Here is a 26275-nt window from a genome sequence, read left to right as displayed (position 1 = left end):
GCGGTTTTAGGAAATCACATTCGTCATAGAATAATAGCTAGAATTAAGGGCATTGCGCCTATTGAAAGGGCGGTTGAGACCATGACCATCCCGGCGACGGCATCGGAATCGACCTCGAACCGTTCGGCCAACAGGTATGAGGTCACGGCCACCGGCGCGCAGGCCTGTAGCACCAGAACTCCGAAGGCCACGGCATCCAGACTGAACACACGCGCAACAGCCCACCCCAAAACGAAGCAGACCCCCAGCTTCAGCAATGAAAGCGAAAATGCCTGACCCAAGCGATGCGTTGTCAGGCGTGCCACCGCAACGCCCAGAGTGATCAGCATCAGGGGAACGGCCATCTGCCCCAACAGGTCCAGTGTGTTGGTCAGGAACACGGGCGTTTCCCAGCCGCGCCACAAAAACAAGGCACCAAACAGGGTCGCCCAGACAATCGGTTCACGCAAGACTTTTCCGAACGCGCCTTTGCCAGCCACCAGATAGATGCCGAAAGTGAATGAAAACAAAGCAGTAGTCGACAAGAAGATGACGGCATAGCCCAGTCCGGCCTGACCAAACGCAAACAGGCACAAAGGTAGGCCAAGGTTGCCTGTATTCCCGAAGATCAGCGGCGACAGGTAGGTGCGCTGCTCAAGCCTCAGCCCGCGTGCAATCACCCAGAATACCCCCGTCATCGCCAGATGTGCTGCAACGGTTGCAACGGTGAAGCGAGAAAGATCTTCCCCCGGAATATCTGTTTTCATCAGCGCTACAAAGATCAGACTGGGCACCGCAAGGGTCATGGCAAAGCGCGTGACGAATTGCAGTCGGTACTCAAACCCAAGCTTGACCCACGCAAAACCGATTCCCGCCAAAAGAAAAACCGGTGCCACGATTTCGAAGACTGTTGGCAAGAGGTTCACAGACTGTTTCCCTAAATTTCAGATCAATCATTGGCATTTCGGCCCGGAAACAGGTAGTAAGACCAGTGGGGGCAGAGATAATGCTGAAGACAAACGCCAAATACGGTTTGGGACAGGTGGTCCGCCATAAGAAACATCCCTTCCGAGGGGTGATTTTTGACGTCGATCCAGAGTTTTCGAATACGGAAGAATGGTATCAGGCCATCCCCGAGGATAGCCGACCCGTCAAGGACCAGCCGTTTTACCACTTGTTGGCAGAAAACGATCAATCGTTCTATGTCGCTTATGTTTCTGAACAAAATCTGGTTGCGGATCAGTCCGGTGAACCGGTTGAACACCCAGATATTCCCGATATGTTCGGCCCGTTCGAGAATGGCGCATATCCGCTCCACTTTCATTTGAACTGAAGTCGTTCGACCAGACGTCTGTTCTTTAGTACCCAAGCGCACATCCGTCTTTTCGCGGGTCGCTTGCGCCCTGCAAAACACCGCTTTCACAGATTCGAATTGCCTGAGCACCGCCTAACGGTGTTTCCGATACTTGAATATTGTGACCAATCTCACTCAATTGTTGAGCAACCTTGGGCGAAATTCCGCGCTCAAGCTTCAAAAAGCCTTTGTCGAAAAATGCGCGCGGTCCATCGATGCTGGCCTGTAGGCCCATGCCGTGGTCGGTCAGGTTGGACACGAACCGCGAGTGGCCGGTGGGTTGATAGGCGCCGCCCATTACACCAAACGGCATAAGAACGCGCCCATCTTGCTTCAGCAATCCCGGAATGATCGTGTGCATTGGCCGTTTGCGACCGCCCAGTTCATTCGGGTGACCAGCTTGCAGGGTAAAGCCCGACCCCCGGTTCTGCATCAGAATGCCATATTTTTCGGACGCGATCCCCGACCCGAAGCTGTGGAAAATGGAATATATCAGCGATACCGCCATCCGGTCCCGGTCTACGACGGTGATATACACGGTATCCATGTGGACGGATTCGGTCAGAGGGGTTGCTGCAGCCATGGCCCGTTTCGGATCAATCAGCGCGGCAAGGCGGTCAGCTACGTCCTGATCCATGAAACGATCTGCATGCGTCGAGTGATCAGGGTCCGCAATGAACCGGTTGCGCGCATCGTAGGCAAGCTTCGAGGCCTCGGTCTCGATATGCAGACGCTCCACCCCGAACGGGTCCATGCTGGCCAGGTCAAAGCTTTTGAGAATGTTCAGCAGCAGAATGGCCGTGGCCCCTTGAGCGTTAGGTGGATGCTCAACTAGTTCCAGACCGTTGTAGTTGCCACTGACGGGCTGTGTTTTTGTGCAAGAAGTGGCCAGAAAATCCTCGGCCGTGTGGACGCCACCGAGTTGGTTCAGCGTCGCGATCATGTCATCGGCGATTTCACCGGAATAAAAAGCATCCCTCCCATCCCGCGCGATCCGGCGCAAAACCTCTGCCTGACCGGGAGAGCGAAAAACCTGCCCGGTCTCAAGCGCCTTGTCGTTGACCAGATAATGCGACCGCGCTGCACCTTGCAGCGTTGCTGCGCCAATCTGCCAGTCAAAGGCAACCCTCGGGGCAACCGGCACGCCGTTTTCGGCATAGTGAATGGCGGGCTGTAACAGGGCATCCAGTCCCAGCTTGCCCTCGGCCTGCGCCAAGTGGCAGAAGGCATCCACGGCACCAGGGACAGTCACCGAATCCGCCGTATTCAGCGGGACCGCCTTTAGCCCTTGTGCCCGAAGTTTTTCAGCATCGGCAGCAGCCGGTGCACGGCCCGAGCCGTTCAGGGCGCGCACCTCATCCTCACCCGCGCGGTTGAAAAGAACGAAACAGTCACCGCCAAGCCCCGTCATCTGAGGTTCGCAAATGCCAAGCAAGACCGCACCTGCGATGGCCGCATCCATTGCGTTGCCACCTTGGGCAAGAATGTCCAAAGCCACCTTGGCCGCCAACGGGTGCGACGTCGCGCACATCCCTTCGGTGGCCAGAACTTCGGACCGGCCCGGTGTTTGAAAATCCCGCATGGTGATGTCCCCCCGATTCAACGCGCCGAACCTATCGCGCGGCCCGGGGTTGTCCAGTAAAATCAATGGGAAATTCCTCGGCGCCGTTCACTGGGTGGGGGCTGTGACACATGGCGCCGAGGGAAGCTATCTGAGCTACGTGTTCCTTTTTGCCCTGCGTTTGCGGCGTTACAATGGTTCGATCTGGGCCTTATTGTGACGATTTTTGGTCATTACACGGTTTGAACGAAGTCGAAGCGCAACGACAGTCGGTTGCGCCCGTTGCTACGCTCATAGCGGATTTCGCTGGTCAGTTCGTGGATCAGAAACCAGCCAAACCCCCCTTCGGGCAGTTCACTCAGTGTTGATCCAAGTGGGGCAAGGATGCCGTCCGGTATACATAGCCCAGGCAACGGGTTGCCGGTGTCCGTGATCAGAACATCCAGCCAAGTTTTGTGTAATCGGCACCGAATCTCGACCTTGGCGGGGGCGAGGCCAGCATAGGCATGTTCGACAACGTTGTTTATCGCTTCGGCTAGGGCAATCTTGACGTCGCCCGCCCAAGGGGCCGGAAGCCCTTGGGCCTCCAGGTCTTGGCTTATTCGAGCGACCCCGGCGCTGGCCTTCGACTGGGTCGCTAGGAAGCTCAAATCCAAACACTTGCCGGTTTGCATGGGCATCGCGCCTATTCAGATAAACAAAGGCGTCAGTCTGTTGCGGCTGACAGGGCGTCATCAAGCGTTGGGTACAGTTTGAACACTGTATCCATGCGGGTGAGTCGAAAAACCTTTTCGACAAAGGGTTGAAGGCCGGCCAGGTCCAGCCTGCGGTCGCTGCCAAGCTGCTTCATCGAGGCGACGATCGCACCCAGCCCGCTTGAATCGATGAATTCGACATTCGTCAGATCGAGCACAACCCTGGGGGCACCACTTTCCGCTTCGCCCCGCATGTTTTCCTTGAATTGAATTGCCATGGCCGCATCAATGCGGTCGCAATGCACCTTGATGATCTGGGTTGCGTCGTTTGTTGTGCTGGTCAGGGCCATGCGCGACGGTCCTTTAATCTGAAGGTTGCTAGTAGAAATACGCTAGACGACAAATCTTACCATTCGGTATCCATCGACTGGCAAAACAGGAGAAGCATCGTGAAACAGGTCGTTATTGCCGGCGCAGCACGGACGCCCATGGGTGGGTTTCAAGGAGTATTCGACGGCGTTGCCGCATCCGAGTTGGGCGGTACCGCGATAAAGGCGGCGCTCAAGGGCGCTGGCGCAGAAACCGTTGACGAAGTTTTGATGGGATGCGTCCTGCCTGCGGGGCTGGGTCAAGCACCTGCGCGCCAGGCCGGGTTTGCGGCCGGTCTGGGGGAAGAGGTGCCCGCGACAACGCTGAACAAGATGTGTGGATCAGGCATGAAGGCCGCGATGATGGCCTTTGATCAGATCGCGTTGGGCCATGCGGACATCATGGTGGCAGGTGGCATGGAAAGCATGACCAATGCCCCGTACCTGTTGCCCAAAATGCGTGGCGGTGCGCGGATCGGGCATGGTCAGGTCGTGGATCATATGTTCCTGGATGGGCTCGAGGACGCTTACGACAAGGGCCGCCTGATGGGAACCTTTGCCGAGGACTGCGCCGAGGCCTATCAGTTCACCCGTGAGGCACAGGACGAATACGCGCTGCAATCTCTGTCCAACGCGCTGTCGGCACAGGAAAGCGGTGCTTTTGAGGATGAAATAACTCCGGTCACGACCCGCACGCGCAAGGGCGAAGTTACATTCGCGGAAGATGAACAGCCAAAATCCGCACGGCCAGAGAAAATTCCGACGCTGAAGCCAGCGTTTCGCAAGGATGGGACGGTGACGGCGGCCAATTCGTCGTCAATTTCTGACGGTGCTGCGGCCTTGGTCCTTGCCTCGGCCGAGGCGGCAGAGGCGCAAGGCCTGACCGTGCGCGCCCGGATCGTTGGCCATGCCAGTCACGCCCAGGCGCCAGGCTTGTTCACGACCGCTCCGGTTCCGGCAGCGCAGAAGCTGTTGTCGAATGTCGGCTGGTCCAAAGAGGATGTTGATCTGTGGGAGGTGAACGAGGCTTTTGCCGTCGTGCCCATGGCGTTCATGCACGAGATGGGGCTGCCCCGCGACAAGGTGAACGTAAATGGCGGTGCCTGCGCGCTGGGCCATCCAATCGGCGCTTCGGGCGCACGGATAATGGTGACGCTTCTCAATGCGTTGGAAAAGCGAAACCTGAAACGCGGTGTGGCCGCTATCTGCATCGGTGGTGGAGAAGGCACCGCCATTGCCATTGAACGGGTTTGACCCCCTGTCCTTTTCCGCATAGTGCGGGGAAAATTCCTGCAATGAGCATGACCATGACCGCTGACTACGACGCCCTGGCGAAAACCATATCTGCGCTGACCGAAGGTGAAACGGATCAGGTTGCGCTGATGGCAACCGTCGCCTGCGAGGTGCACCATGCAGATGACCGGTTCGACTGGACTGGGTTCTATCGCGTTACCGAGCCGGGGGTGTTGAAGATCGGCCCCTACCAAGGCGGGCACGGCTGCCTTGTCATTCCGTTCGACCGGGGCGTCTGTGGCGCGGCGGCGCGCACGGGCGAGGTACAACTGGTTCCGGACGTGGATGCTTTTCCGGGCCACATTGCCTGCGCCTCGTCCACCCGGTCCGAGATTGTTTTGCCGGTACGCAACGTGCAAGGGGAGATAATCGCCGTCTTCGACATCGACAGCGACCAACCGGACGCGTTCACCGAAACGGACGCGTCTGCCCTGTCTTCAATCCTTACAGACGTTTTCGCAAGATAGGCTCGACCGGCGTCAAGCCCCGTTCGACATCAGTCAAGCCGGAGTTTTCAATCAGGTTCCCAGTACCTTGGCTTTCTGAGCGGCGAATTCTTCATCCGTCAGGTGGCCTTTTTCCTTGAGGCTCGCAAGCCGCTCAATCTCATCCGCAGCAGATACGGATGCGACCGATCGGATATAATCCTTCTGAGCCTCTTCAATCTGGTTCATGGTCTCAACGCTGTGTTGATGCATCTTGTCGCCGCGCACGACGAGATAGCACAGGACACCCAACCACGGTATCAGGATCACGAAAGCAATCCAGAGCGCCTTGCCGCCTCCGCTCAGGTCTTTTGAGCGAAAGACATCGGCAACAACCGATATCATCACCCAGAACCAGGCGACCATCAGGAACAGCAAGAAGATCGACCAGACTACGTCAAAGAAACCAAGCCCGTTTTCCATTTTTGTCCAATCCTTTAATCAATTGTAAGAAATCCCTGCGCTTTGAGATCACGCAATTGTAACAGGCAGGTCGCGCGTTGGTTAGAAAATTCTTTGGGTGCGATGCGCGGCTTACAGCAATGTGGGCAGGGTTTCGGATATAATCAGGTAGACCATCGCCGCTTGAGTCAAGAAGATCCCGAACAGCCAGATCGAAAACCCGCGCTTGCGCGTCTTGTGCCGGAACATCCAACGCCCCAGCATAGCACCGGGGCTGCCGCCAAGCACGGCCAGCCAAAGCAAGCGGCGTTCCGGGACGCGGCGCTTTCGACGTTTCGCGCGGGTCTTGTCCCAACCAAAGGCCAGCAAAGTCAGGGTGTTAATCGCCCATAGGTACATCACTGCAATCCACATAGCCGTGGCATATCAAGCGGAGCGGCTGGCGCAAATGAAAAAACTCTTGGAAATTTCATGATTCTGCGACACCGTGAAAAATGAAAGCAGAATTTCACGAGGTGCCGCCCTGCCATGAACACCCAAGCTGCTCAAAGCGCCACGCTCGGTGTGGATATTCGCGCCCTGCGTAAGGCGCGCGGGCTGACGCTTATCGAGATCGCGACGCGATTGAACCGCTCGGTGGGATGGCTCAGTCAGGTTGAGCGTGACATGTCGGATCCTTCAATCTCGGACCTGCGCCAGATTGCCGAATGTCTTGGCGTTCCGATGTCGATGCTTTTTGCGCATTCCGCAGTGCCAGCTGACGAGCAGGGCTATGTCGTGCGCGCGGGATCACGTCGGCCTATGGGTTCCGGTGACGAGGGATTGATCGAAGAACTGCTCTCACCCGATCTGACCGATGATTTTGAGGTGGTGCATTCCACGTTCGAGCCACGGTCCAAGATGCAGAAACCGGCCAACAGACCAACGCAAGAGGTCGGTTATGTCATTTCAGGCCGGTTGGATCTGACCATTGGGTCCCGACAGTTTACGGTAGGCGCGGGCGACAGCTTCCGTATCAAGCACGAACCCTATCAATGGGCCAATCCCTATGATGAGCCTGCCCTGGCCATCTGGGTCATCGCGCCACCGGTGTATTGATGAGTTTCGAGGCCTGGACCATATTCGCGCTTTTCTGGGTGGTGTTCGTGACCACTCCGGGTCCGAATGCGGTCAATTGTATCTCGAACGGGATGAGCCTGCCTTTTCCTAAAGCAATGCTTGGGGTCTTGGCGATCCTGACTCAGGCGAGTGCGTTTCTGATCCTGTCTGCGCTGGGCATCACTGCGCTGATCGCGGCGTCTCCGACCGGATTTTTCATCGCCAAGCTGGTGGGCGCGGGGTTTTTGATATGGGTCGGTGTGCGCGGTTGGGTAAACGCGACCAAGCCCGCCCCGGCCCGCGAACGACCCGCGCGGCATGTCTATCTGCATGCGCTGGCGGTAGCGACGATAAACCCCAAAAGCGTGGCCGGATACCTCGCGGCCTTTTCCCAATTCGTTCAACCAGACGTGCCGGTGTGGCAGCAGATGGGGGTGATCATGCCCACTGCGCTGATTATCACCACCCTCAGCTACACGGGGTTTACCCTGCTGGGCGCGCTGATGGGCAAGGCCGCGTTGGGGGCCGTGTTCAACATCTGGGTCCGCCGGGTAATGGCGGCCTGTTTCATTATTTACGGCGTGTTGCTGGGGGCCAGCTCCACGCCCACAACAACTAGGGGATAACGACATGCAAACTGGCTCATGTCTTTGCGGCAAGGTTGCGTTCACGATTGAAGGAGACCTCACCCCGCCTAACGCGTGTCACTGTGGTCAGTGCCGCAGGCAATCAGGGCATCTGTGGGCCTCGACCGTGACGCATGAGGACAACCTGAGCTTCACCGCCCAAGAGACGCTGGGCTGGTATCACGCGTCTGACATCGCCAAGCGTGGTTTTTGCAGCGCGTGCGGTTCGTTTCTGTTCTGGCAGCACAACGACGAGGAAACGATCGCGATCTCCGTGGGCTCATTGGACGAACCCACCGGACTGAAACTCGCCCAGCATATCTTCGTGGCGGACAAAGGCGACTACTACGACATCATGGACGACCTGCCCCAACGGGCCCAGTAACAGGGAACAAGACCAATGAGCGATTTTCCGACAAAAGCCCGCGTGGTAATCATCGGTGGCGGTGTTGTGGGGGCTTCCTCGCTGTACCATCTGGCCAAGAAGGGCTGGACCGATTGCGTCTTGCTTGAAAAGAACGAGCTGACCGCCGGCTCAACCTGGCACGCAGCGGGCAACGTCCCGACCTTTTCAACGTCATGGGCGATCATGAACATGCAGCGCTATTCGACCGAGCTGTATTCGCGGCTTGCCGAAGAGGTCGACTATCCGATGAATTACCATGTTTCGGGCTCGATCCGTCTGGCGCATAGCAAGGAGCGGATGCAGGAGTTCGAGCGCGCCATGTCCATGGGCCGCTATCAAGGCATCCCGATGGAGATTTGGACCCCGGAACAGGCCAAGGAACGTTACCCGTTCCTTGAAACCCATGATCTGAAAGGCGTGCTCTACGACCCGACCGATGGCGATATCGACCCGGCGCAGCTAACGCAGGCATTGGCCAAGGGCGCGCGCGATCTGGGACAGAAGATCATCCGTTTCTGCCCGGCGACCGGCGTGACCCAGCAGGAGGACGGCACATGGACGGTTCATACTGACAAGGGCGATATTGACTGTGACTATGTCGTCAACGCGGCGGGCTACTACGCGCAGCGTGTGGGTGAGTGGTTCAAACCCTTTGGCGGCCGCACTGTGCCCGCGATGGTCATGAGCCATCAGTACCTGTTGACCGACGAGATTCCGGAAATTGAGGCTTGGACCAAAGAAAACGGTGGCAAGCTGCCGTTGCTGCGCGACGTGGATGTTTCCTACTACCTACGGCAAGAGAAGAACGGATTTAACCTCGGCCCCTATGAGCCCAACTGTAAGGGCCACTGGATGACCGAAGATGATCCCATGCCCGATGATTTCAGCTTCCAGCTTTGGAACGACGATCTGGACCGGATCGAAGACATCGTCACTGACGCGATGGAGAGGGTGCCACTGATGGCTACCTCGGGCGTGGGCCGCGTAATCAACGGCCCGATCCCATACGCGCCGGACGGTTTGCCGCTGTTAGGACCCATGCCGGGCGTGAAGAACGCGTTTGAGGCCCACACTTTCACTTTTGGCATCGCGCAAGGCGGCGGGGCCGGCAAGGTGCTGGCCGAATGGATCGTCGATGGCCACACCGAGTGGGATATGTGGGCGGTCGATCCGCGCCGCTATACCGATTACACCGATCAGGATTACTGCAACCAAAAGGGGATGGAGGTCTATGGCAACGAATACGCCATGCACTTCCCGCATCACGAATGGCCCGCCGCGCGGGACAAGAAACTGTCACCCGTACATGACAAGGTCAAAGCGCTGGGCGGCGTGATGGGTGCCTATAACGGCTGGGAGCGCGCCAACTGGTTCGCCAAGCCGGGCGACGACACGTCGCTTGAGGCCACACATACCTGGGGCCGCTCGGGCCCGTGGGAGCAGCGCGTCAAAGAAGAATGTGAAACTGTGAGGGACGACTGTGGCGTGCTGGATCTGCCGGGGTTTTCGCGGTTCAAAATACAAGGTCCGGGCGCGGACGAATGGCTGCGGGGTCTTGTAACGGGCGCTCTGCCCAAGATTGGTCGCGTCGGGTTGGTGTATTTCGCTGATGAACGAGGTCGCATCCTTACGGAAATGTCTGTGACGCGTGAGGCCGAAAACCTGTTCGTGCTGGTGACTGCGGCCACGGCGCAATGGCATGACCGCGAATGGCTGGAACGCCACATGCCTGCTGACGCGGCCTTCACGCTGGAGGATTGGACGACGCGGATGAGCACACTGATCGTGACCGGACCAAAGTCGCGCGAGGTGCTCAGTAAGGTTTGCGAGGCAGATCTTTCGCTTCCATGGCTCAGCTTTCAGGAGAGTGAAATCACCGGCGGCTGGGTTGCGCTTTTACGCGTGTCCTTCGCAGGTGAGCTAGGGTGGGAGGTTCATGCAGAAAACGCGGATATGCCTGCCATTTATGACGCGATCCTTGAGGCCGGGGCCAAGCCTTTTGGTATGTACGCCTTGAATTCACTGCGCATTGAAAAGGGATACCGCGCGTGGAAGGGCGATCTTTCGACCGACTATTCGCTGCTCGAAGGTGGTCTGGAGCGGTTCGTCAAGCTTGATAAGCCGCAGGATTTTCCGGGTAAGGCTGCGATCCTGAACGAAAAGCAGCAGGGTGTGAAAAAGTCTTTTGTTACCCTGACCGTGGATGCGGGTGACTGCGACGCGCCATACATGTCGTGCATCTGGCAAGGTGACCAGATCGTGGGTGAGACGACCTCGGGCGCATGGGGATACCGTGTTGGCAAGTCCATCGCGTTGGGCATGATCAAGGCTGAACTGGCAAATCCGGGCACCGAGCTTGAAGTCGAAATCTACGGGCAAAAGCATCGTGCGGTCGTAGAAAAAGACCAGCCGCTCTGGGATCCTGAGAACCAGCGGCTTCGCGCCTGACAGGAAACTGCCGTGAGCAAACGATATGCATGATGGGACCCGACCTGGGTCCCATTTATAACCGGAAGACTGACCAAACCCTATTACACGGTGTCGGGTCAGAACACGGGCGATGCATAATTCTGATGGGGTCGGTGCCACCACATCTGGACGACAAGACGTAAAGGTGAAGTCTAATGAACCTCCCCAATCACATGTCCGGCGTTTACCTGACCCGACACGGCGGGCCAGAGGCTCTGGAATGGCGCGATGACATACCAGTGCCAAGGCCCGGTCCGCGGCAGGTTGTGGTTCGGGTTGCAGCGGCGGGCGTGAACAACACCGATATCAATACGCGGGTCGGCTGGTATTCCTCGGACGTGACCAGCGCCACTGATGCGGTCGATCAGGATGTTGAGGCCGGAGGCTGGGGCGGTGCGTTGCAGTTCCCGCGCATTCAGGGCGGTGATCTTTGCGGGGTCGTAGCGGCGGTTGGACAAGGGGCGGCGTTCCGACCCGGCCAGCGTGTGACCTGTCCGATCAACCTGCCACGGCCAAGACCCGGAAACCCGACCGGTTTTATTGCCTTGGGTTCAGAATTGGACGGAGCTTTTGCGCAATATTGTCTGGTCGAGGTGGATGATCTTTATGATGTTTCGGCCTCACCCCTGTCTGATGTCGAGATTGCCGCAATCCCCTGTGCTTTTGGCACCGCCGAAAACCTGCTGACCCGCGCAGGTGTAAGCCCGGGGCAGAAAGTGCTGGTCACAGGCGCATCGGGCGGCGTTGGACTGGCCGCCGTACAACTGGCGGTGTTGCGGGGGGCGACGGTTTGGGGTGTGACCAGCCCAGTCAAGGCCGACGTTGTCAAAAGTCAGGGCGCTGTAGATACGTTCGACCGTGACGCGGCGCTGCCCACTGACACATTCGACGTGGTGATCGACGTTGTGGGCGGACCTGCGTGGCCCGGTCTGATACTCGCGCTGAAGCCGGGTGGACACTATGCGGTTTCGGGTGCCATCGCTGGCCCGGTGGTGCAGGCCGATCTGCGCGACATCTACCTGCGCGACATCACCATTCACGGCTGCACCCATCAGGTCTTCGAGGTATTTGGGCGACTGGTTGAGATGATCAATACCGGTCGGATCAGACCTTTGATTTCAAAGACCTATCCGCTAAAAGACATCGCCGCTGCGCAGGAGGATTTTCAATCCAAATCGTATCCGGGCAAACTTGTTCTGATCCCCTAACTAGGCTGAAAACATGGCGAATATCACTCTTTTGGATGGCTCAATCGGGCAGGAATTGGTCAAACGCAGTGGTGACAAGCCAACACCCTTGTGGTCGACCCGCGTCATGATTGACCATCCTGAGCTGGTTGGGGACGTGCATGCAGAGTATTTCCGGCGCGGGGCGACGGTGGCCACAACAAACACCTACGCCATTCACCGGTCGCGGCTTGCGCGGGAGCAGATGGAAGACCAACTGGCGGATCTGGTCAATACGGCCCTGACACAGGCCGAACGGGCGCGCGGGTCGAATGGCGGGCGCATTGCCGGGGCGCTTGGGCCTTTGCTGGCCTCTTACCGGCCTGACCTGAAACCAGATGTGGACGACGCCGCCGCAAAATTCGCTGAGCTGGTGGACCTTATGCGTGAACGCGTCGATCTGTTCCTGATCGAAACCGTTTCCTCGGTGCAAGAGGCCGAAGGTGTTTTGCGGGGAACGGCGCATAGCGGCAAACCGGTCTGGCTCGGGCTTTCGGTCATGGATGATGATGGGACAAGGTTGCGTTCGGGCGAGCCGCTTTCCGATATCGCTCCGGTAGTGGATCGTTTCGCGCCCGAGGCTGTTCTGATCAACTGCTCGCGCCCCGAGGCCATCCCGGCCGCGCTGAAGATCATCGCAAAACTGGGGCGCCCATTCGGCGCCTATGCAAACGGATTCACGCGCATCACCCAGGGGTTTTTACAGGACGCGCCCACGGTGGATGCATTGGAACAGCGTCATGATCTGGGACCTGACGCCTATGCGGATCACGCAATGGGCTGGGTGGCGCAAGGGGCAACCATTGTTGGCGGCTGTTGCGAAGTCGGACCGGATCATATTGAAACCCTTGCCAACCGGCTGCGCGCAGCCGGTCACCAGATCGTCTGAGAGGCAGCGGATGGGAATACCGGCGGACGCTTCAACACAAACGTGCGGTACTGCATCGGTGGAAATTGCCGATACTGCGACGGTTATCGTACATTTGTTGCCGGTCTTTCATGGCATTTTGGTACAACCCTGACACAGCGGAGATTTCAGGATGGTTGATCTTCCCAGCAAGGCCCGAGTGGTGATCATTGGCGGCGGCGTTATCGGATGCTCGGTCGCGTATCACCTGACCAAGAAGGGTTGGAAGGACGTAGTATTGCTTGAGCGCAAGCAATTGACCAGCGGCACCACATGGCACGCGGCAGGTCTAATTGCGCAGCTACGTGCAACGGCGAATATGACCAAGCTGGCGAAGTACAGCCAAGAGCTCTATGGCTCACTTGAAGAAGAAACCGGTGTCGCCACCGGGTTCAAGCGGTGCGGATCAATTACCGTCGCGTTGACTGAGGAGCGCAAGGAAGAGATTTATCGGCAAGCGGCCATGGCGCGCGCTTTTGGTGTTGAGGTCGAAGAGATTTCGAATGAACGCGTGCAGGCGCTTTATCCGCACCTGAACCTCGACGGTGTCAAAGGTGCTGTTTATTTGCCGCTGGACGGGCAGGGTGACCCGGCAAATATTGCCCTTGCTTTGGCCAAAGGCGCCCGCCAGCGCGGCGGCATCGTCAGGGAACGTGTGAAAGTCACCGATATCGTCAAACAGGGCCGTGAGGTAACGGGTGTTGATTGGGTGGCGGATGACGGCAGTGCCTCGGGCCATATTGAATGCGATATGGTTGTGAACTGTGCAGGCATGTGGGGCCACGAAGTTGGCCGCATGGCTGGAGTGAACGTCCCGCTGCACGCGTGTGAGCATTTCTACATTGTCACCGAAGCCATTGACGGTCTGACCCAATTGCCGGTGCTGCGCGTCCCTGACGAATGCGCCTATTACAAAGAAGACGCGGGTAAAATGCTGCTGGGCGCGTTTGAACCAAACGCAAAGCCCTGGGCGATGAAGGGCATCCCTGACAGTTTTGAATTCGACCAGCTACCCGAGGATTTTGACCATTTCGAACCGATCCTTGAGGCCGCGTGCAACCGTATGCCCATGCTGGCCGAGGCGGGTATTCATACCTTTTTCAACGGCCCGGAATCTTTCACGCCTGACGATGCCTACCATCTGGGCCTTGCGCCCGAGATGGATAATTTTTGGGTGGCGGCTGGGTTTAACTCGATCGGTATTCAATCGGCAGGCGGTGCCGGTATGGCGCTGGCCGAATGGATGGATAGCGGCGAGAAACCGTTTGATCTAGGGGATGTGGATATCGGTCGGATGCAGCCGTTTCAGGGCAACAAGAAGTATCTGTTCGAACGGTCCAAGGAAACGCTGGGTTTGCTCTATGCCGACCATTACCCCTATCGCCAGAAGGCGACTGCACGCGGCGTACGCCGGACCCCGTTCCATCACCACCTCAAGGAACAAGGTGCGGTTTTCGGCGAACTGGCAGGGTGGGAACGCGCCAACTGGTTCGACAGTGAAGGGCAGGAGCGCGAATACCAGTACAGTTGGAAGCGCCAAAACTGGTTCGAGAACTCGGCCGCGGAACACCGCGCGGTCCGTGAAAACGTCGGCATGTACGATATGTCCTCGTTCGGTAAAATCCGCGTTGAAGGGCCGGATGCCGAGAGATTTATGAACCACATCGGCGGCGGTGACTATTCGGTGCCAACTGGCAAGATCGTCTACACCCAGTTCCTAAACCGCACCGGCGGGATTGAGGCGGACGTGACCGTTACGCGCCTGACCGAGACCGCCTATCTGGTTGTAACCCCGGCAGCGACCCGTTTGGCGGATCAGACATGGATGATGCGCCATGCAGGTCATTTCAATGTCGTCATCACGGATGTGACTGCTGGCGAAGGTGTTCTGGCCGTAATGGGCCCGAACGCGCGCGCGCTGCTTGAAAAAGTGTCGCCGGGTGATTTTTCGAACGCGACCAATCCATTTGGCACCGCGCAAGAGGTCGAACTCGGCATGGGGCTGGCCCGTGTGCACCGCGTCACATATGTGGGTGAGCTGGGGTGGGAGGTCTATGTCTCGGCGGACATGGCTGGCCATGTTTTTGAAACCCTGTACGAAGCCGGACAGGACATGGGGTTGAAACTTTGCGGTATGCACATGATGGATAGCTGCAGGATCGAAAAGGGGTTCCGCCATTTCGGCCATGACATCACCTGCGAGGATCACGTGGTCGATGCGGGCCTCGGCTTTGCCGTGAAGGTGGACAAAGGCTGTGACTTCATCGGACGCGAGGCCGTTATTGCGCGTAAGGAAAGCGGACCGAAGAGCCGTCTGGTGCAATTTAAACTGACCGATCCTGAGCCTTTGCTGTTCCACAATGAACCGATCATCCGCGATGGCGAATATGTGGGCTATCTGAGTTCGGGCAACTACGGTCATACCCTGGGCGGTGCCATTGGTCTGGGCTATGTCCCCTGCGCAGGGGAGAACGCGGCGGATGTCCTGGCCTCAGACTATGAGATCGACGTGTGCGGTGTGAAAGTTAAGGCAGAGGCATCGCTCAAGCCGATGTACGATCCGAAATCCGAACGCGTTAAGGTGTGATCAAATCGTCGGGGCGCTTCTGCGCCCCAGCCCTTCCCGACCGGCCGTTACTAGTAGGTCGGATACATCAGCATTCGTGATGACCTTGTTCACAGTTTTCTGAGTTCCCAAACGCGCCTGATTTGCCATAGAGAACCAGGGTATCAATCGGAGACCCGCCGTGGCAGACACTCCCTTACCGCCGAACACGATGGACACGCCCAAGGGGCTGGCGCTGGCTGTCACGGCATACGTCCTGTGGGGCTTTCTGCCGTTGTACATGAAGGCCATTGCGCATGTTGGGGCGGTCGAGATCGTGTCGCATCGTATCATCTGGTCGGTTCCCGTTGCGGGCCTGCTGCTGGTGGCCTTGGGGCGCACGCGGGATTTGAAGGCGGCACTGGTGAACCCCAAGATGCTGGGGATGGCTTGCCTTACGGCGGCGCTGATCTCGGTGAATTGGGCAATCTATGTCTGGTCCATTGCAAATGACCGGGCTTTGGATGCCGCGCTCGGCTATTACATCAACCCATTGTTCAGCATCGCGCTTGGCGCGGTTCTGCTGCGCGAGCCATTGACAAAAACGCAACTGGCGGCGGTGGCGATTGCCGCGCTGGGCGTGCTGGTTCTGATTGTCGAGGCAGGCAGCTTGCCTTGGCCCGCGCTGGGGTTGATGGTCAGTTGGGGGTTCTATGCCTTTTTCAAACGGTCCCTTCCCATCGGGCCCAATCAGGGCTTTTTGCTTGAGGTTCTGATTCTGCTGATCCCGGCCTTGGCATATGTCACATGGCTGGGCGTGCAAGGCACGGGGCATTTTGGAGTCACCGCGACGGACACAATGCTGCTGGCAGGGGCCGGGGTCGTGACGGCGGTGCCGCTGCTCGTCTATGCCAACGGGGCCAAGCTGGTACGGCTGTCGACGATGGGCATCCTGCAATACATCGCTCCGACCATGATCTTTATCACTGCGATCACTATTTTTGGCGAACAGATCGACCGAGGGCGCATGATTGCCTTCCCGCTAATCTGGACCGCTTTGGTGGTGTATTCGATCCCGATGATCCGGCAGGTGCGCGCTCAGGCTTGACGCAACAGACGGGCGGCTTCTTCGGCCCACAGGGCATAGGCTTTCGGACTGGGGTGATATCCGTCAGGGGCGGCAAGGGCCGGGTCGTCGGGCAGGTCCAGTTTCAGATGCCGGACCTTTGGAAAACTGTCTGCGACCTGCTGCAAACCCTGATCCAGACGCGCGGCCTGACGTCCAAGAACCCAGGCCAGCGGTTGTGGCAAGGCTGGGAACCTTTGCATCTGTGGAACCGCAGTGACCACAATCCGTCGCGCGCCCAGACGACCGGACAAAAGGTCCAGCAATTGGGCCTGCTGCGTGATGAACTGTTGGCGCGTCACACCGCGGGTCACGTCATTCACGCCAAGCGCGGTTAGCGCCATATCGAACTGGTCATTGATTTCGCCAAGCCGGTCAATCGTGTCTTGCGTCCGATGCCCGGTCGTGGCCTCAAGCCGCCATTCAACAGCATAGTGCTTGGCCAATCGGGTGACGAGATGCCCGGACAAAGCTTGCGCCTGTGTTCCCGCGCCGACCCCGGCGGCAGAGCTGTCTCCGGCAATCAGCAAGCGCAATCGGGGGCCGCGCCCGATGCGTCCTTGGCGTGGGCCAATCGGTTCGGGCAGACGTTGCGCCTTGCGGCGTACCGATAGGCCTTGAGCAGCCAGAACCGGCAGCAAGGGCAAGCGGAGCAGTTGATCTGCGGCAACGGGCATCGTCAGCTTAGCGCGCTTTTGAACTCAAGGAACCGTGCGTCTGTCATGATGCGCGCCATCATCGCCTCACGCAGGGCGCCGATGGTTTTGTATGGCCGCATGACGACCTCGAACTCCTGGATCAAGCCATCTTTGTTGAGGGTTATCAGGTCAACGCCCACGGCATCCAGATCCCCGACCTTGCATTGAAACTCCAGGGCCCAATCGTTGCCTTCGCCCATCACACGGCGATAGCGAAAGTCAGAAAAGACCTGCCCCACATGCCCCAGTACAGCTGCCACAGGCACACGCCCGGTCCAGGTGCTGTAGTAAGTCGGCGGAGAGAACCGAACATCTTCGGCCAGCAATTCGCAGATCAGGCTTTCATCGCCTTTGGCAACCACCTCTTTCATGCGTTCGATTGTGGGGTGCATGGGGTCTCCTTACCTTTTTGGGCAGAGTTGCGGAACCAGCCCACTCAGGCAAGCCCGACGTTGCGGGAGGTCGCGCGCTGCGATACGCAGGCGCGCATGAGCGAGACCTATGACCCCCCTATGACCCCCTTGGATGTATTGCACGAGGATGCGCAGTTGATTGTGGTGAACAAGCCTGCGGGCCTGTTGTCAGTGCCGGGGCGGGGCGCGCATCTGGCCGATTGTCTGCTGGCGCGGGTACAGGCGGCATTTCCGCAGGCCCTATTGGTGCATCGGCTGGATCGGGATACATCCGGTGTGATGGTTTTTGCACAAACCCCCCATGCGCAGCGGCACCTTGGCTTGCAATTTGAGAACCGCCAGACCCGAAAGACCTATGTGGCGCGTGTCTGGGGGCGGGTCGCTGATAAAACGGGAACAGTTGATCTGCCGCTGATCGTGGATTGGCCCAACCGACCGCGTCAGATGGTCTGTCACGAGACGGGCAAGGCAGCCGTCACAGAGTGGCGCGTCGTGAAGCATGAGGGTGAAACGACCCGCCTTCGGCTATTTCCAAAAACGGGCCGTTCGCACCAGTTGCGCGTACATATGCAGGCGCTGGGTCACCCGATTCTGGGTGACCCGTTTTACGCCGACGGGCCAGCGCGGGATTTCCCGCGCCTGATGCTGCATTCCGAAGAGCTGCGACTAAAACACCCCGAAGGCGGTGTTTCGATGAAGTTCAGGGCCAAAGCGGATTTTTAGAACTCAGGCCGGTTTTCTCATAAGCCGTTTCAACTTTCCGAGAGAAAGCCACCTTTTGCGTGTCTTCGCGCTGGTCAGGCTGCAGTGTCGAGTCGCGGCAATCTCGCGCTCGATTTCGAACGCCCGCAAAGCGTGGTCCTGAGACCATTGACCAAGTTTCAGCGTCATCATGACGTGGTTGTCGAGGCAGGGCATGTTCTGTCTCCGTTTATTCAAGAACGGGCCCAGTTTCGCGCATCACTCCTGACACTACCCTGTCAGGGGCGAGTGCTAAGATGTCAGCAGATCGCACGGAGGAACATATGCGCCGCTCAACCAGATTGTTTGAAATCATCCAGATCCTACGGGCCGCAGGTGCGCCGGTGACCGCCGAGGAACTGGCCGCGCAGCTGGAAGTTTCCGTACGCACGGTTTATCGCGACATTGCCGAGTTGCAGGCCCAGCGAACGCCTATCGAAGGCGAGGCGGGGATCGGGTATCTGATGCGGCGCGGGTATGATCTGCCGCCCTTGAACTTCGACGCCGAAGAAGTTGAGGCACTGTGGGTCGGTCTGTCGCTTCTGGCACGAACCGGAGATAGTCACCTGCAGCGCGCCGCCAACCGCATCTGCCAAAAGATCGAGGCGCTGCATTGCCCCGCGGATTGGCTGCATGTTGCGCCGTGGGGCGCTCCGGTTGATGATCCGGCCAAGGGCTGTATTCCCGTTGCCAGTTTTCGCGAAGCGATCCGAGCCGAACAGAAAATTCGCATAACTTACGAGAATGGCGATGGCGATCGCACGGAACGCGTGGTTCGCCCGGTGGCGCTGATCTATCATACCGAATGTACGATGCTGGCGGGGTGGTGCGAACTGCGCGACGGGTTCAGGCATTTCCGAACCGACCGCATCTGGGCCAGCGAATATGTTGGGCAAAGCTTTTCGGGGCAGGCAAGGTCGCTTCGGGAACTCTGGCAGGAACGAAACAGTGCACAAATACTGGCTGGGCGATGCGACCCGTCCACATTGGCGGGTATTCGCTGATTTCACCTGATTGTTGCTTGAGCCTAACTGCGGGTAAAGCGATATACTGCACCAAACAATATGCGCCCGGAAAACGGGCGCCGGAGCAGAAGGTGTTATCATGTCGATTTCCAAATTTGTTATTCCCGCCGGGCTGGGTGCGGCCATGATGCTGGCCGCCTGTGCCGATCCGGGTACGCTGAACTTGCCTGCCGATCCCAATCAGAACACCAGGCAGGGCGCAATTCTGGGTGGTTTGGTTGGTGCCGGGGTAGGTGCTATCGCGAACAGCTCGGACCCGCTTTTGGGTGCGGCTGCCGGTGCGGCGATTGGTGCCGCCGGGGGTGGTCTGATCGGCAATCAACTGGATAGACAAGCGGCTGAACTACGCCAGCAACTGGCCAATCAGGGCATCATCGTCACCAATGCCGGTGACCGACTGATCGTTACCGTGCCGAATGATATTACCTTTGATACCGACAGCGCGACCGTTCGCCCGGCGCTGCGGTCTGATCTGGTGCGGGTGGGGCAAAACCTTGTGAATTACCCCAATTCGAACGTTCAGGTCATCGGCCACACCGACAGTGATGGGGAGGCGTCCTACAATCAGGCTCTGTCCGAACGCCGCGCCAGATCGGTGGCAGACATTTTGCAGGCCAATGGTGTCAGCGGTGCCCGGATTTCAACGCTTGGTCTTGGGGAAAGCCGGCCAGCCGCCTCGAACCTGACGCCCGAGGGCAAGGCGCAGAATCGCCGGGTCGATATCGAAATCGTTCCCAATGGTCGTACCTGAGCATTCCGGGCGCGTTTCGACGCGCCCTGATTGCAAATTGACGGCGCGTCACATGGGCTTTGGCCCGCGCAAATTCTGAACTAGCTATTGGGAATTACAATAGCGGAGCTGATGAATGTCCGAACCGATCCTTCTGAGCCTGTCGGGCTCATTGCGCCAAAATGCGACCAACCGAAAACTGCTGCGGGAAGCCGCGCGCCTGTTTGCCCCCGGAACACATATCGAGGCAGATCTGAACCTGCCTTTGTATGATGGGGATCTTGAGGATGGTGAAGGCATTCCCGAGACCGTACAGACTTTGTCCGACCAAATCGCGCAGGCCCATGCGGTCATCATCTCTACCCCGGAATACAACAAGGGGCCGTCCGGCGTTCTGAAAAACGCGCTGGATTGGGTCAGCCGTACGGGCGGGCGACCCTGGGCTGACAAACCGGTGGCCGTGATGTCCGCCGCCGCTGGCCGCGCTGGTGGCGAGCGCGCACAGATGGTGTTGCGCGGCTACATGGTGCCGTTCCAGCCGCGTATCCTGCAAGGGCCTGAGATGCACCTGGCCGACAGTTCCAACGAGTTTGATGAACACGGTAAACTCACCAGCGACCGCTATGAAAGCACGCTGCGGACCCTGATGGAAAAGCTAAGGGCCGAGGCTGGTTTCTAGCGCTTGTTCCAGCGTGAACGGCTGCCTAATCTGCCGTCATGACAGTGGAAATTCAAACCGATGTAATGGACCCGGCCCGCGCCGCTGCTCTGCTGGTGGCGCTGGGGCAAGAAGGTGCGGCTGCAGATGGCTCTCCACTGCCATCGTTTTTTCACCAGCTCTATTTCTGGTCGCCGCGCCCACCCTCTCAGCTTGGTCGGGACGGGCACCCGAGAGTTGGCGAAGGGGTGATCCCCGATATGGGGCTGCCCCGCCGGATGTGGGCGGGCGGACGGTTGCAATTCGATGCGCCTTTGATCGCGGGCCGAAAAGCCGAGCGGCGAACCACCTGTGAAAATGCAACCTCAAAGACTGGGCGCACCGGGCCGCTGGGGTTTGTCACTCTGCGCCACGAAATCTGGCAAGACGACGCCGTGTGCCTGACCGAATGGCAGGACTTGGTTTACCGTCAGGACCCCGCTGCTGATGAGATCAAGCCAACGCCCCCCACCGCCCGGACCGATGAGACCGACCAGCGCGATGTCACGTTCGATTCGACCTTGCTGTTTCGCTATTCCGCGCTGACCTTCAATGGTCACCGAATCCACTATGATCTGGAATATGCCCGCGATGTTGAAGGTTACACCGGGCTGGTGGTGCATGGCCCGCTGCTGGCGCAATTGCTGATGCGGTTCGCCGAAGACATACTGGGGCCGTTGGCGCAGTTTTCTTTTCGCGCCACAGCGCCCTTGATACATTTCGAAACGGCGACCCTATGCCGGGAAGGCCATGCGCTGTGGGTGCGCGGCCCTGATGGGCGGCAATGTATGACAGCCAAGGCTGTTCCGCGATCAAAGTGAAGCCTCAGGCCGGAACTCATCGGGGATATTGTCGATTCTCTCAAGAACCAGATCGGCCATCACCTCGGCGATCTTCGGAGCCATGCCAAAGCCGATCTTGAAACCACCGTTTGCGATGAACTGGCCTTGGTAAAGCGGATGAGCGCCAAGCATCGGTGCGCGGCTTTTGCTGCGGGGCCGCACACCGGCCCACCTTTCAAGAACCTCGGCACCGTGCAGCACCGGCACGGCGCGAGTTGCCCGCTCAAGCACATCGTCCAAGGCGGCGTCGGTGCTGGTGGGGTCATTATAGTCACGCTCTGACGTGGAGCCGATCGCCAGCGTACCGTCCGCATGGGGGACGAAGTGAATGGCATCAGCGAACAGTTGCGGTACGTCGCCCGCGTCGAACCGCAGTAGCGCGGCCTGACCTTTGACGCCATTGCCGACCGTTTTCCCGAATGCGGCGGAAAGCTCTTGCAATCCGGCAAGACCCGTTGCGTGGACCACTTGCCCTTGGTCCGGCGCGTTCGAGACCACGTTGACCCCCATCACCGCCAGCGCAGACACCAGCGCGGCGCAAGCGCGTCGGGGATGCATCCGGGCGCTTAGCGTATCGTGAATCACGAAACCCGTCGGGCTGAGCGGGCACCATGAGCCAAGTTTGCGACCCTCAACCACACGCCATTCGGCGCGACCCTGCCAAAGCTGCGCCGCGGTCTGTGCCCGCGCGTGGGCAAGTTTTAACGCCCGGTCGTCTGCGATGGGCTGCAACCGGCCCAACCGCGCATATCCGGATGAGACGCCGCCGGTGGCTTCGACCTGTCTCCAGAAGGGTTCGGCCATCAACAGGCTGTCGAACTGAAACGCCTTTTTGGCGTTCCAGTTTTCGGGCACATGTGGGGCCAGCGCACCGACAAGCCCACCGCTGGACCCGGCACCGGGGCCAAACGGATCAACGACCTGAACCTTGGCGCCGCGCCGCGCGCATATCCACGCGATGGACAGGCCAAAAATACCTGCGCCGCGCACCGTCACATCGGCCATTGCCATTCCCCTTTTCCTTGTTCAGTGTCGCGCCGGTGACTACAGGATTTCCCGATGGCAGACCAGCACGCCGAACTCACATGGACCGAGGATCACATCCCGGTCTCGGATCGTTTCGACGACCCATACTATTCGTTGCAGAACGGGTTGGAGGAAACCCGACACGTGTTTTTGGCAGGTAACGATCTGCCTGCGCGGTTTGCACCGGGGTTCCGCATTGCCGAACTGGGCTTTGGCACGGGTCTGAACATGCTGACCGCTTGGTCCGAATGGGAAAAATCCGGTCAGTCAACGCCCTTATCCTTTTCCAGTTTCGAGGCATTTCCGATGACTGCGCAGGATATGGCGCGTGCGCTGGCGGCCTTTCCTGAACTGAAACCATGGGCCGCCCGTTTTCTGGCCCAGTGGCGCGGCGGCACGTGCAAACTGGATACCTTGCACCTTGAGGTCATCGAAGGTGACGCGCGTCAAACATTGCCCGCATGGACGGATCAGGCGGATGCGTGGTTTCTGGATGGATTTTCGCCTGCCAAGAACCCGGAATTGTGGGGCGCTGACCTGATGCAACAGGTCGCCAGCCACACTGTAAAAGGGGGCACCGCGGCTACCTATACTGCAGCAGGATTTGTGCGGCGTGGATTGCAAGAGGCAGGCTTTAACGTATCCCGCACTGCCGGATTTGGCCGCAAGCGCCACATGACCCGTGCGGTTCTGCCATGACGCAGCAGAACAATGCCCGTGCAGGCATCGCACTGATGATTGCCGCGACAATCGTGTTTGCCCTTCAGGATGGGATCTCGCGTCATCTGGCGGGGACCTATAACACCTACATGGTTGTCATGATCCGATACTGGTTCTTCGCGGCCTTTGTCATCGCCCTGGCCGGACGCGCGCCCGGAGGCTTAAAAGCCGCGTCGCAGACCAGTCAGCTTGGGTTGCAGGTGTTTCGCGGCATCTTGCTGGCGGCCGAGATTTGCGTTGCCGTTTTCGCCTTTACGGTTCTTGGGCTGATCGACAGTATGGCGGTTTTCATCTGCTATCCCCTTTTGGTCGCAGCGCTTAGTGGCCCGGTTCTGGGTGAAAGTGTCGGCTGGCGTCGCTGGACTGCAATCGGAGTGGGATGCATCGGTGTGCTGATCATACTGCAACCCGGCAAGGGCGTCTTCAATCCTTGGGCTGTTCTTCCTTTGATGTCAGCACTGATGTTCGCAGTCTATGGCTTGCTGACCCGCTATGCCGCCCGTAAGGACAGTTCGGCCACCAGCTTCTTCTGGACGGGTATCGCCGGGTCGGTGACGATGACCTTGGTTGGCATGTGGTTCTGGGAGCCGATGGCGCAAGCGGATTGGGCGTGGATGGCGCTGCTGTGCATCAGCGGTGTCAGCGGCCATTGGCTGCTGATCAAATGCTATGAAATGTCCGAGGCTAGTACCGTGCAGCCTTTTGCCTATTTCCACCTTGTATGGACCGCCATCCTAGGGATCTCAGTATTTGGGGAGGCGCTGCGGCCAGAGGTTGTTCTGGGCGCAGCTTTGGTCGTAAGCGCTGGTCTCTTCACCTTATGGCGCGAAAGACGCCAGGGTTGAGCCGATTAGCTCCTGCGAGAACGGAATCGGTAGCGCGGGCTGACCCAGCCGTGCGCGGTAAATCGGCAGGCTTTCCGCCACGCGCATCACATAGTTGCGGGTCTCGCTGAACGGGATGGTTTCAATCCAGTCCACCACGTCGATCTGACCGGCACGGGGATCGCCATACCGCTCCATCCACGAGATCGGGCGGCGGGGCCCGGCATTATAGCCAGCGGCCATCATCACCACGTTGCCGTTGAAATCCGCGGCCAGCCCTGACAGGTAATTCGCGCCCAGTTTGGCATTGTACTGCCAGTCAGAGGTCAGCTTGATCGTCTTGTGACCGCTGAGGATGCCAAGCTCTTTGGCGACCAGTTGCGCCGTGGCGGGCATCACCTGCATCAGGCCGCGCGCCCCCGCGCCGCTGATCACCACCGGATCAAACTCGCTTTCGCGGCGGGCGATGGCCAGCGTCATCTCTTTCGCCATGGGCAGCCCCATATCGGCTACCGGGTGCACCGGATAATAGGCCGCAGGCAGAACAATACCGCTTTGGGCCGCGCGTTTTGCGATCATCACCGCCAGATGGGGCTCGTTCAACTCGATCACCAGATCACCCAGCTGCGTTGCTTCGGTCTGATCCAGGCTTTCAACCAGATGGGTCAGAAAACGCTCGGAAGTATTGTCTTCGCCCGCGCGCAGCAACAGCAGGCCAGCCTCCAAGACACTGGAGTCAGCAAAGTCAGCCTGTTTCCAATGCGGTGCGCGGCGGGGGTTGGCCAGATCGCTGTCAAAAGGCCGTCCGATCCGCTCGGCGGCCAAAAGGCCATAGAACGAGGTTTGGTGGTCGGCGCCCATCGCATACGCTGCATAGGCTTTGTCAGCATCACCCAGCGCCGCATAGGCCCGCCCCAACCAGTACCCGCCTCGCCCTTTTGAAATCGGTGACTGTACCGCAGCCGAGAAGTTCTGGAAATGTCGTACCGCTGTGGCTGGGTCATTCAGCTTGCGCAACGCAAGGAAGCCGGCCAGCCATTCCAGATCTGCATAGGCATAGCCCATTTCCGGTGTCATGTGGTGGTTGGCTGCGATCCGATAGGCCCGATTGGCGTCGCCGTTGCGCATCTCAAGCCGCGCCAGTCGGCGACGGCCCTCGGCCCATTTGTCAGGCTCACCCAAGGCATCCGGCCCGGTCGAGCGCGTCAGCATCAGTTCAATTGCACTGTCGTCCAGCTCTTTCTTGTCGCGCCAAACAAAGCGGTCAAAGGCCAGCCCAGGTGCATCCGCCACGGATTTCGGAACTGCGGCGACTTTGCCATCAACGCCGGGCTGACGTTTCTGCAAGGCGATCCGTGCCTCGGCCAGCTTGCGCTGATCGGTGCTGACCAGCGGTAGCATCTGCGCGGCACTGACAAGGTGGTTGTCCCACAGCATCCTGTCCAACCGGGCCGCGTGGTGGGGTTTCAGAAGCTCGCCGAAGTTCTCCAAGTAGTCTTGTTGCAAACCCTTGCCCATCGGCATGGTCCGCCACGCGGTCACAAGATCAGCCTGCGCCTCGCCCTGACGCCCTTTCGCCAGCAGTGCTACGGCGTAGTTCAACGCCCCCTCGGCTGTTTGCGGTGGTTTGCCTGCGTAGAATTTCAGCACCCGGTCGGGATCAGCGCCGGTAAATGCCGGCTCACTTTTGCGCCGCAACCAGGCCAGACCCGGCCAATCCGGCCGGCGATCCAGAAAAACAAGCACATCGCCCGAGCTGCCATACCCCTCGCGCAGCCAGTGCCACACGATGATATCACGGCTGACCGATCCCCGTTGGCCCGACACCCGCAAGGCCGCATTCCAATCGCCCTTGCGCATTTCCGCCATTCCGGCGCGCAGATCGCCCACCGCATCGGCTTGTGCTTGCCCAACTGACCCAAGAATCACCGCTATCAAAAGCGCCAGAACGCGTGTCATGCCTTGCATTTCCCAACCAACCAAGGATACAGCCAATCAGGATAAACCTTGCGCTGCCGG

Annotated in this window: 28 protein-coding genes; 18 read left to right on the top strand and 10 right to left on the bottom strand. The window is 58.8% G+C overall.

Annotated features, from left to right (window positions below; translation table 11 throughout):
- Positions 1-23: 23 nt before the first annotated feature.
- Positions 24-905 carry an AEC family transporter gene (locus LCM21_RS12940; protein ID WP_224890974.1) on the bottom strand — a complete coding sequence of 294 codons (882 nt, stop codon included), beginning with the start codon at positions 903-905 and terminating at the stop codon, positions 24-26.
- Positions 906-985: 80 nt separating this feature from the next.
- Between LCM21_RS12940 and hspQ the strand changes: the two genes are divergently transcribed.
- Positions 986-1312, top strand: coding sequence for a heat shock protein HspQ (hspQ, locus tag LCM21_RS12935; protein WP_068337094.1), 327 nt, complete (start codon positions 986-988; stop codon positions 1310-1312).
- Positions 1313-1337: 25 nt separating this feature from the next.
- Here the strand turns inward: hspQ and LCM21_RS12930 are convergent, their stop codons facing one another.
- The 3 genes from LCM21_RS12930 to LCM21_RS12920 all read right to left on the bottom strand — a co-directional run bounded on the left by LCM21_RS12930 (position 1338) and on the right by LCM21_RS12920 (position 3939).
- Positions 1338-2915 carry a gamma-glutamyltransferase family protein gene (locus LCM21_RS12930; protein ID WP_224890973.1) on the bottom strand — a complete coding sequence of 526 codons (1578 nt, stop codon included), beginning with the start codon at positions 2913-2915 and terminating at the stop codon, positions 1338-1340.
- A 212-nt stretch (positions 2916-3127) separates the two neighbouring features.
- A complete protein-coding gene (locus LCM21_RS12925; protein WP_224890972.1) occupies positions 3128-3568 on the bottom strand; it encodes an ATP-binding protein in 441 nt (146 codons plus the stop codon).
- A gap of 32 nt (positions 3569-3600) precedes the next feature.
- A complete protein-coding gene (locus LCM21_RS12920) occupies positions 3601-3939 on the bottom strand; it encodes an STAS domain-containing protein (protein ID WP_224890971.1) in 339 nt (112 codons plus the stop codon).
- Between the two features lie 99 nt (positions 3940-4038).
- Between LCM21_RS12920 and LCM21_RS12915 the strand changes: the two genes are divergently transcribed.
- Together LCM21_RS12915 and LCM21_RS12910 are read left to right on the top strand one after the other, a co-directional pair.
- Positions 4039-5211, top strand: a complete 1173-nt coding sequence (locus tag LCM21_RS12915; RefSeq protein WP_224890970.1) for a thiolase family protein — start codon at positions 4039-4041, stop codon at positions 5209-5211.
- 53 nt (positions 5212-5264) lie between these two features.
- A complete protein-coding gene (locus tag LCM21_RS12910) occupies positions 5265-5717 on the top strand; it encodes a GAF domain-containing protein (RefSeq protein ID WP_224890969.1) in 453 nt (150 codons plus the stop codon).
- Between the two features lie 51 nt (positions 5718-5768).
- On the opposite strand, the gene LCM21_RS12905 is transcribed toward LCM21_RS12910, so the two are convergent.
- Together LCM21_RS12905 and LCM21_RS12900 are read right to left on the bottom strand one after the other, a co-directional pair.
- Positions 5769-6158: an SHOCT domain-containing protein gene (locus LCM21_RS12905; protein WP_224890968.1), complete on the bottom strand. Its 390-nt coding sequence runs from the start codon at positions 6156-6158 to the stop codon at positions 5769-5771.
- 111 nt (positions 6159-6269) lie between these two features.
- Positions 6270-6536 carry a DUF1294 domain-containing protein gene (locus LCM21_RS12900; protein WP_224890967.1) on the bottom strand — a complete coding sequence of 89 codons (267 nt, stop codon included), beginning with the start codon at positions 6534-6536 and terminating at the stop codon, positions 6270-6272.
- A 129-nt stretch (positions 6537-6665) separates the two neighbouring features.
- On the opposite strand from LCM21_RS12900, the gene LCM21_RS12895 reads away from it, so the two are divergent.
- From LCM21_RS12895 to rarD, 8 genes are all read left to right on the top strand, one after another.
- The gene (locus LCM21_RS12895; RefSeq protein WP_224890966.1) at positions 6666-7235 is read left to right on the top strand and encodes a helix-turn-helix domain-containing protein; all 570 of its coding nucleotides are present in this window, start codon (positions 6666-6668) and stop codon (positions 7233-7235) included.
- Complete coding sequence (locus LCM21_RS12890) at positions 7235-7861, top strand: LysE family translocator (protein WP_224890965.1); 627 nt, start codon at positions 7235-7237, stop codon at positions 7859-7861. The genes LCM21_RS12895 and LCM21_RS12890 overlap by 1 nt, the downstream gene beginning before the upstream one ends.
- Positions 7862-7865: 4 nt before the next feature.
- Positions 7866-8246, top strand: coding sequence for a GFA family protein (locus LCM21_RS12885; protein WP_224890964.1), 381 nt, complete (start codon positions 7866-7868; stop codon positions 8244-8246).
- Between the two features lie 15 nt (positions 8247-8261).
- Positions 8262-10715, top strand: coding sequence for a GcvT family protein (locus tag LCM21_RS12880; protein WP_224890963.1), 2454 nt, complete (start codon positions 8262-8264; stop codon positions 10713-10715).
- Positions 10716-10891: 176 nt separating this feature from the next.
- Positions 10892-11944, top strand: coding sequence for a zinc-binding dehydrogenase (locus LCM21_RS12875; RefSeq protein WP_224890962.1), 1053 nt, complete (start codon positions 10892-10894; stop codon positions 11942-11944).
- A 13-nt stretch (positions 11945-11957) separates the two neighbouring features.
- A complete protein-coding gene (locus LCM21_RS12870) occupies positions 11958-12851 on the top strand; it encodes a homocysteine S-methyltransferase family protein (RefSeq protein WP_224890961.1) in 894 nt (297 codons plus the stop codon).
- A gap of 151 nt (positions 12852-13002) precedes the next feature.
- Positions 13003-15456, top strand: coding sequence for a GcvT family protein (locus LCM21_RS12865; protein ID WP_224890960.1), 2454 nt, complete (start codon positions 13003-13005; stop codon positions 15454-15456).
- 190 nt (positions 15457-15646) lie between these two features.
- On the top strand, positions 15647-16522 hold the full coding sequence (rarD, locus tag LCM21_RS12860) for an EamA family transporter RarD (protein ID WP_224891211.1): 876 nt from the start codon (positions 15647-15649) through the stop codon (positions 16520-16522).
- Here the strand turns inward: rarD and LCM21_RS12855 are convergent.
- Positions 16513-17217 carry an SGNH/GDSL hydrolase family protein gene (locus tag LCM21_RS12855; protein WP_224890959.1) on the bottom strand — a complete coding sequence of 235 codons (705 nt, stop codon included), beginning with the start codon at positions 17215-17217 and terminating at the stop codon, positions 16513-16515. The genes rarD and LCM21_RS12855 overlap by 10 nt on opposite strands.
- Before the next feature lie 2 nt (positions 17218-17219).
- Positions 17220-17630 (bottom strand): nuclear transport factor 2 family protein, encoded by a 411-nt coding sequence (locus LCM21_RS12850; RefSeq protein ID WP_224890958.1) that lies wholly within the window; start codon positions 17628-17630, stop codon positions 17220-17222.
- Between the two features lie 96 nt (positions 17631-17726).
- Between LCM21_RS12850 and LCM21_RS12845 the strand changes: the two genes are divergently transcribed.
- The 5 genes from LCM21_RS12845 to LCM21_RS12825 all read left to right on the top strand — a co-directional run bounded on the left by LCM21_RS12845 (position 17727) and on the right by LCM21_RS12825 (position 21665).
- Positions 17727-18374 (top strand): RluA family pseudouridine synthase, encoded by a 648-nt coding sequence (locus LCM21_RS12845; protein WP_224890957.1) that lies wholly within the window; start codon positions 17727-17729, stop codon positions 18372-18374.
- A gap of 302 nt (positions 18375-18676) precedes the next feature.
- A complete protein-coding gene (locus tag LCM21_RS12840; RefSeq protein WP_224890956.1) occupies positions 18677-19396 on the top strand; it encodes a helix-turn-helix transcriptional regulator in 720 nt (239 codons plus the stop codon).
- Between the two features lie 100 nt (positions 19397-19496).
- On the top strand, positions 19497-20168 hold the full coding sequence (locus tag LCM21_RS12835; protein WP_068337145.1) for a YiaD family glycine zipper/OmpA-like lipoprotein: 672 nt from the start codon (positions 19497-19499) through the stop codon (positions 20166-20168).
- A gap of 115 nt (positions 20169-20283) precedes the next feature.
- Positions 20284-20826, top strand: a complete 543-nt coding sequence (locus tag LCM21_RS12830) for an NADPH-dependent FMN reductase (RefSeq protein WP_224890955.1) — start codon at positions 20284-20286, stop codon at positions 20824-20826.
- 38 nt (positions 20827-20864) lie between these two features.
- Positions 20865-21665, top strand: coding sequence for an HTD2 family dehydratase (locus LCM21_RS12825; RefSeq protein ID WP_224890954.1), 801 nt, complete (start codon positions 20865-20867; stop codon positions 21663-21665).
- Here the strand turns inward: LCM21_RS12825 and LCM21_RS12820 are convergent.
- Entirely contained in the window at positions 21657-22697 is a 1041-nt protein-coding gene (locus LCM21_RS12820) for an NAD(P)/FAD-dependent oxidoreductase (protein WP_224890953.1), read from the bottom strand. The genes LCM21_RS12825 and LCM21_RS12820 overlap by 9 nt on opposite strands.
- A 48-nt stretch (positions 22698-22745) precedes the next feature.
- Here LCM21_RS12820 and mnmC2 point away from each other — a divergent pair, with 48 nt between their 5' ends.
- Together mnmC2 and LCM21_RS12810 are read left to right on the top strand one after the other, a co-directional pair.
- A complete protein-coding gene (gene mnmC2, locus LCM21_RS12815; protein ID WP_224890952.1) occupies positions 22746-23411 on the top strand; it encodes a tRNA (5-methylaminomethyl-2-thiouridine)(34)-methyltransferase MnmC2 in 666 nt (221 codons plus the stop codon).
- On the top strand, positions 23408-24277 hold the full coding sequence (locus LCM21_RS12810; protein ID WP_224890951.1) for a DMT family transporter: 870 nt from the start codon (positions 23408-23410) through the stop codon (positions 24275-24277). The genes mnmC2 and LCM21_RS12810 overlap by 4 nt, the downstream gene beginning before the upstream one ends.
- On the opposite strand, the gene LCM21_RS12805 is transcribed toward LCM21_RS12810, so the two are convergent.
- On the bottom strand, positions 24251-26215 hold the full coding sequence (locus LCM21_RS12805) for a lytic transglycosylase domain-containing protein (protein ID WP_224890950.1): 1965 nt from the start codon (positions 26213-26215) through the stop codon (positions 24251-24253). The genes LCM21_RS12810 and LCM21_RS12805 overlap by 27 nt on opposite strands.
- Positions 26216-26275: the final 60 nt, after the last annotated feature.

Source organism: Ruegeria profundi (genome assembly GCF_020171505.1).
GTDB classification, from domain to species: Bacteria; Pseudomonadota; Alphaproteobacteria; order Rhodobacterales; family Rhodobacteraceae; genus Ruegeria; species Ruegeria profundi.
Note: the sequence above shows the minus strand (reverse complement) of the source record. Positions and strands in the feature narration are given on the sequence as shown.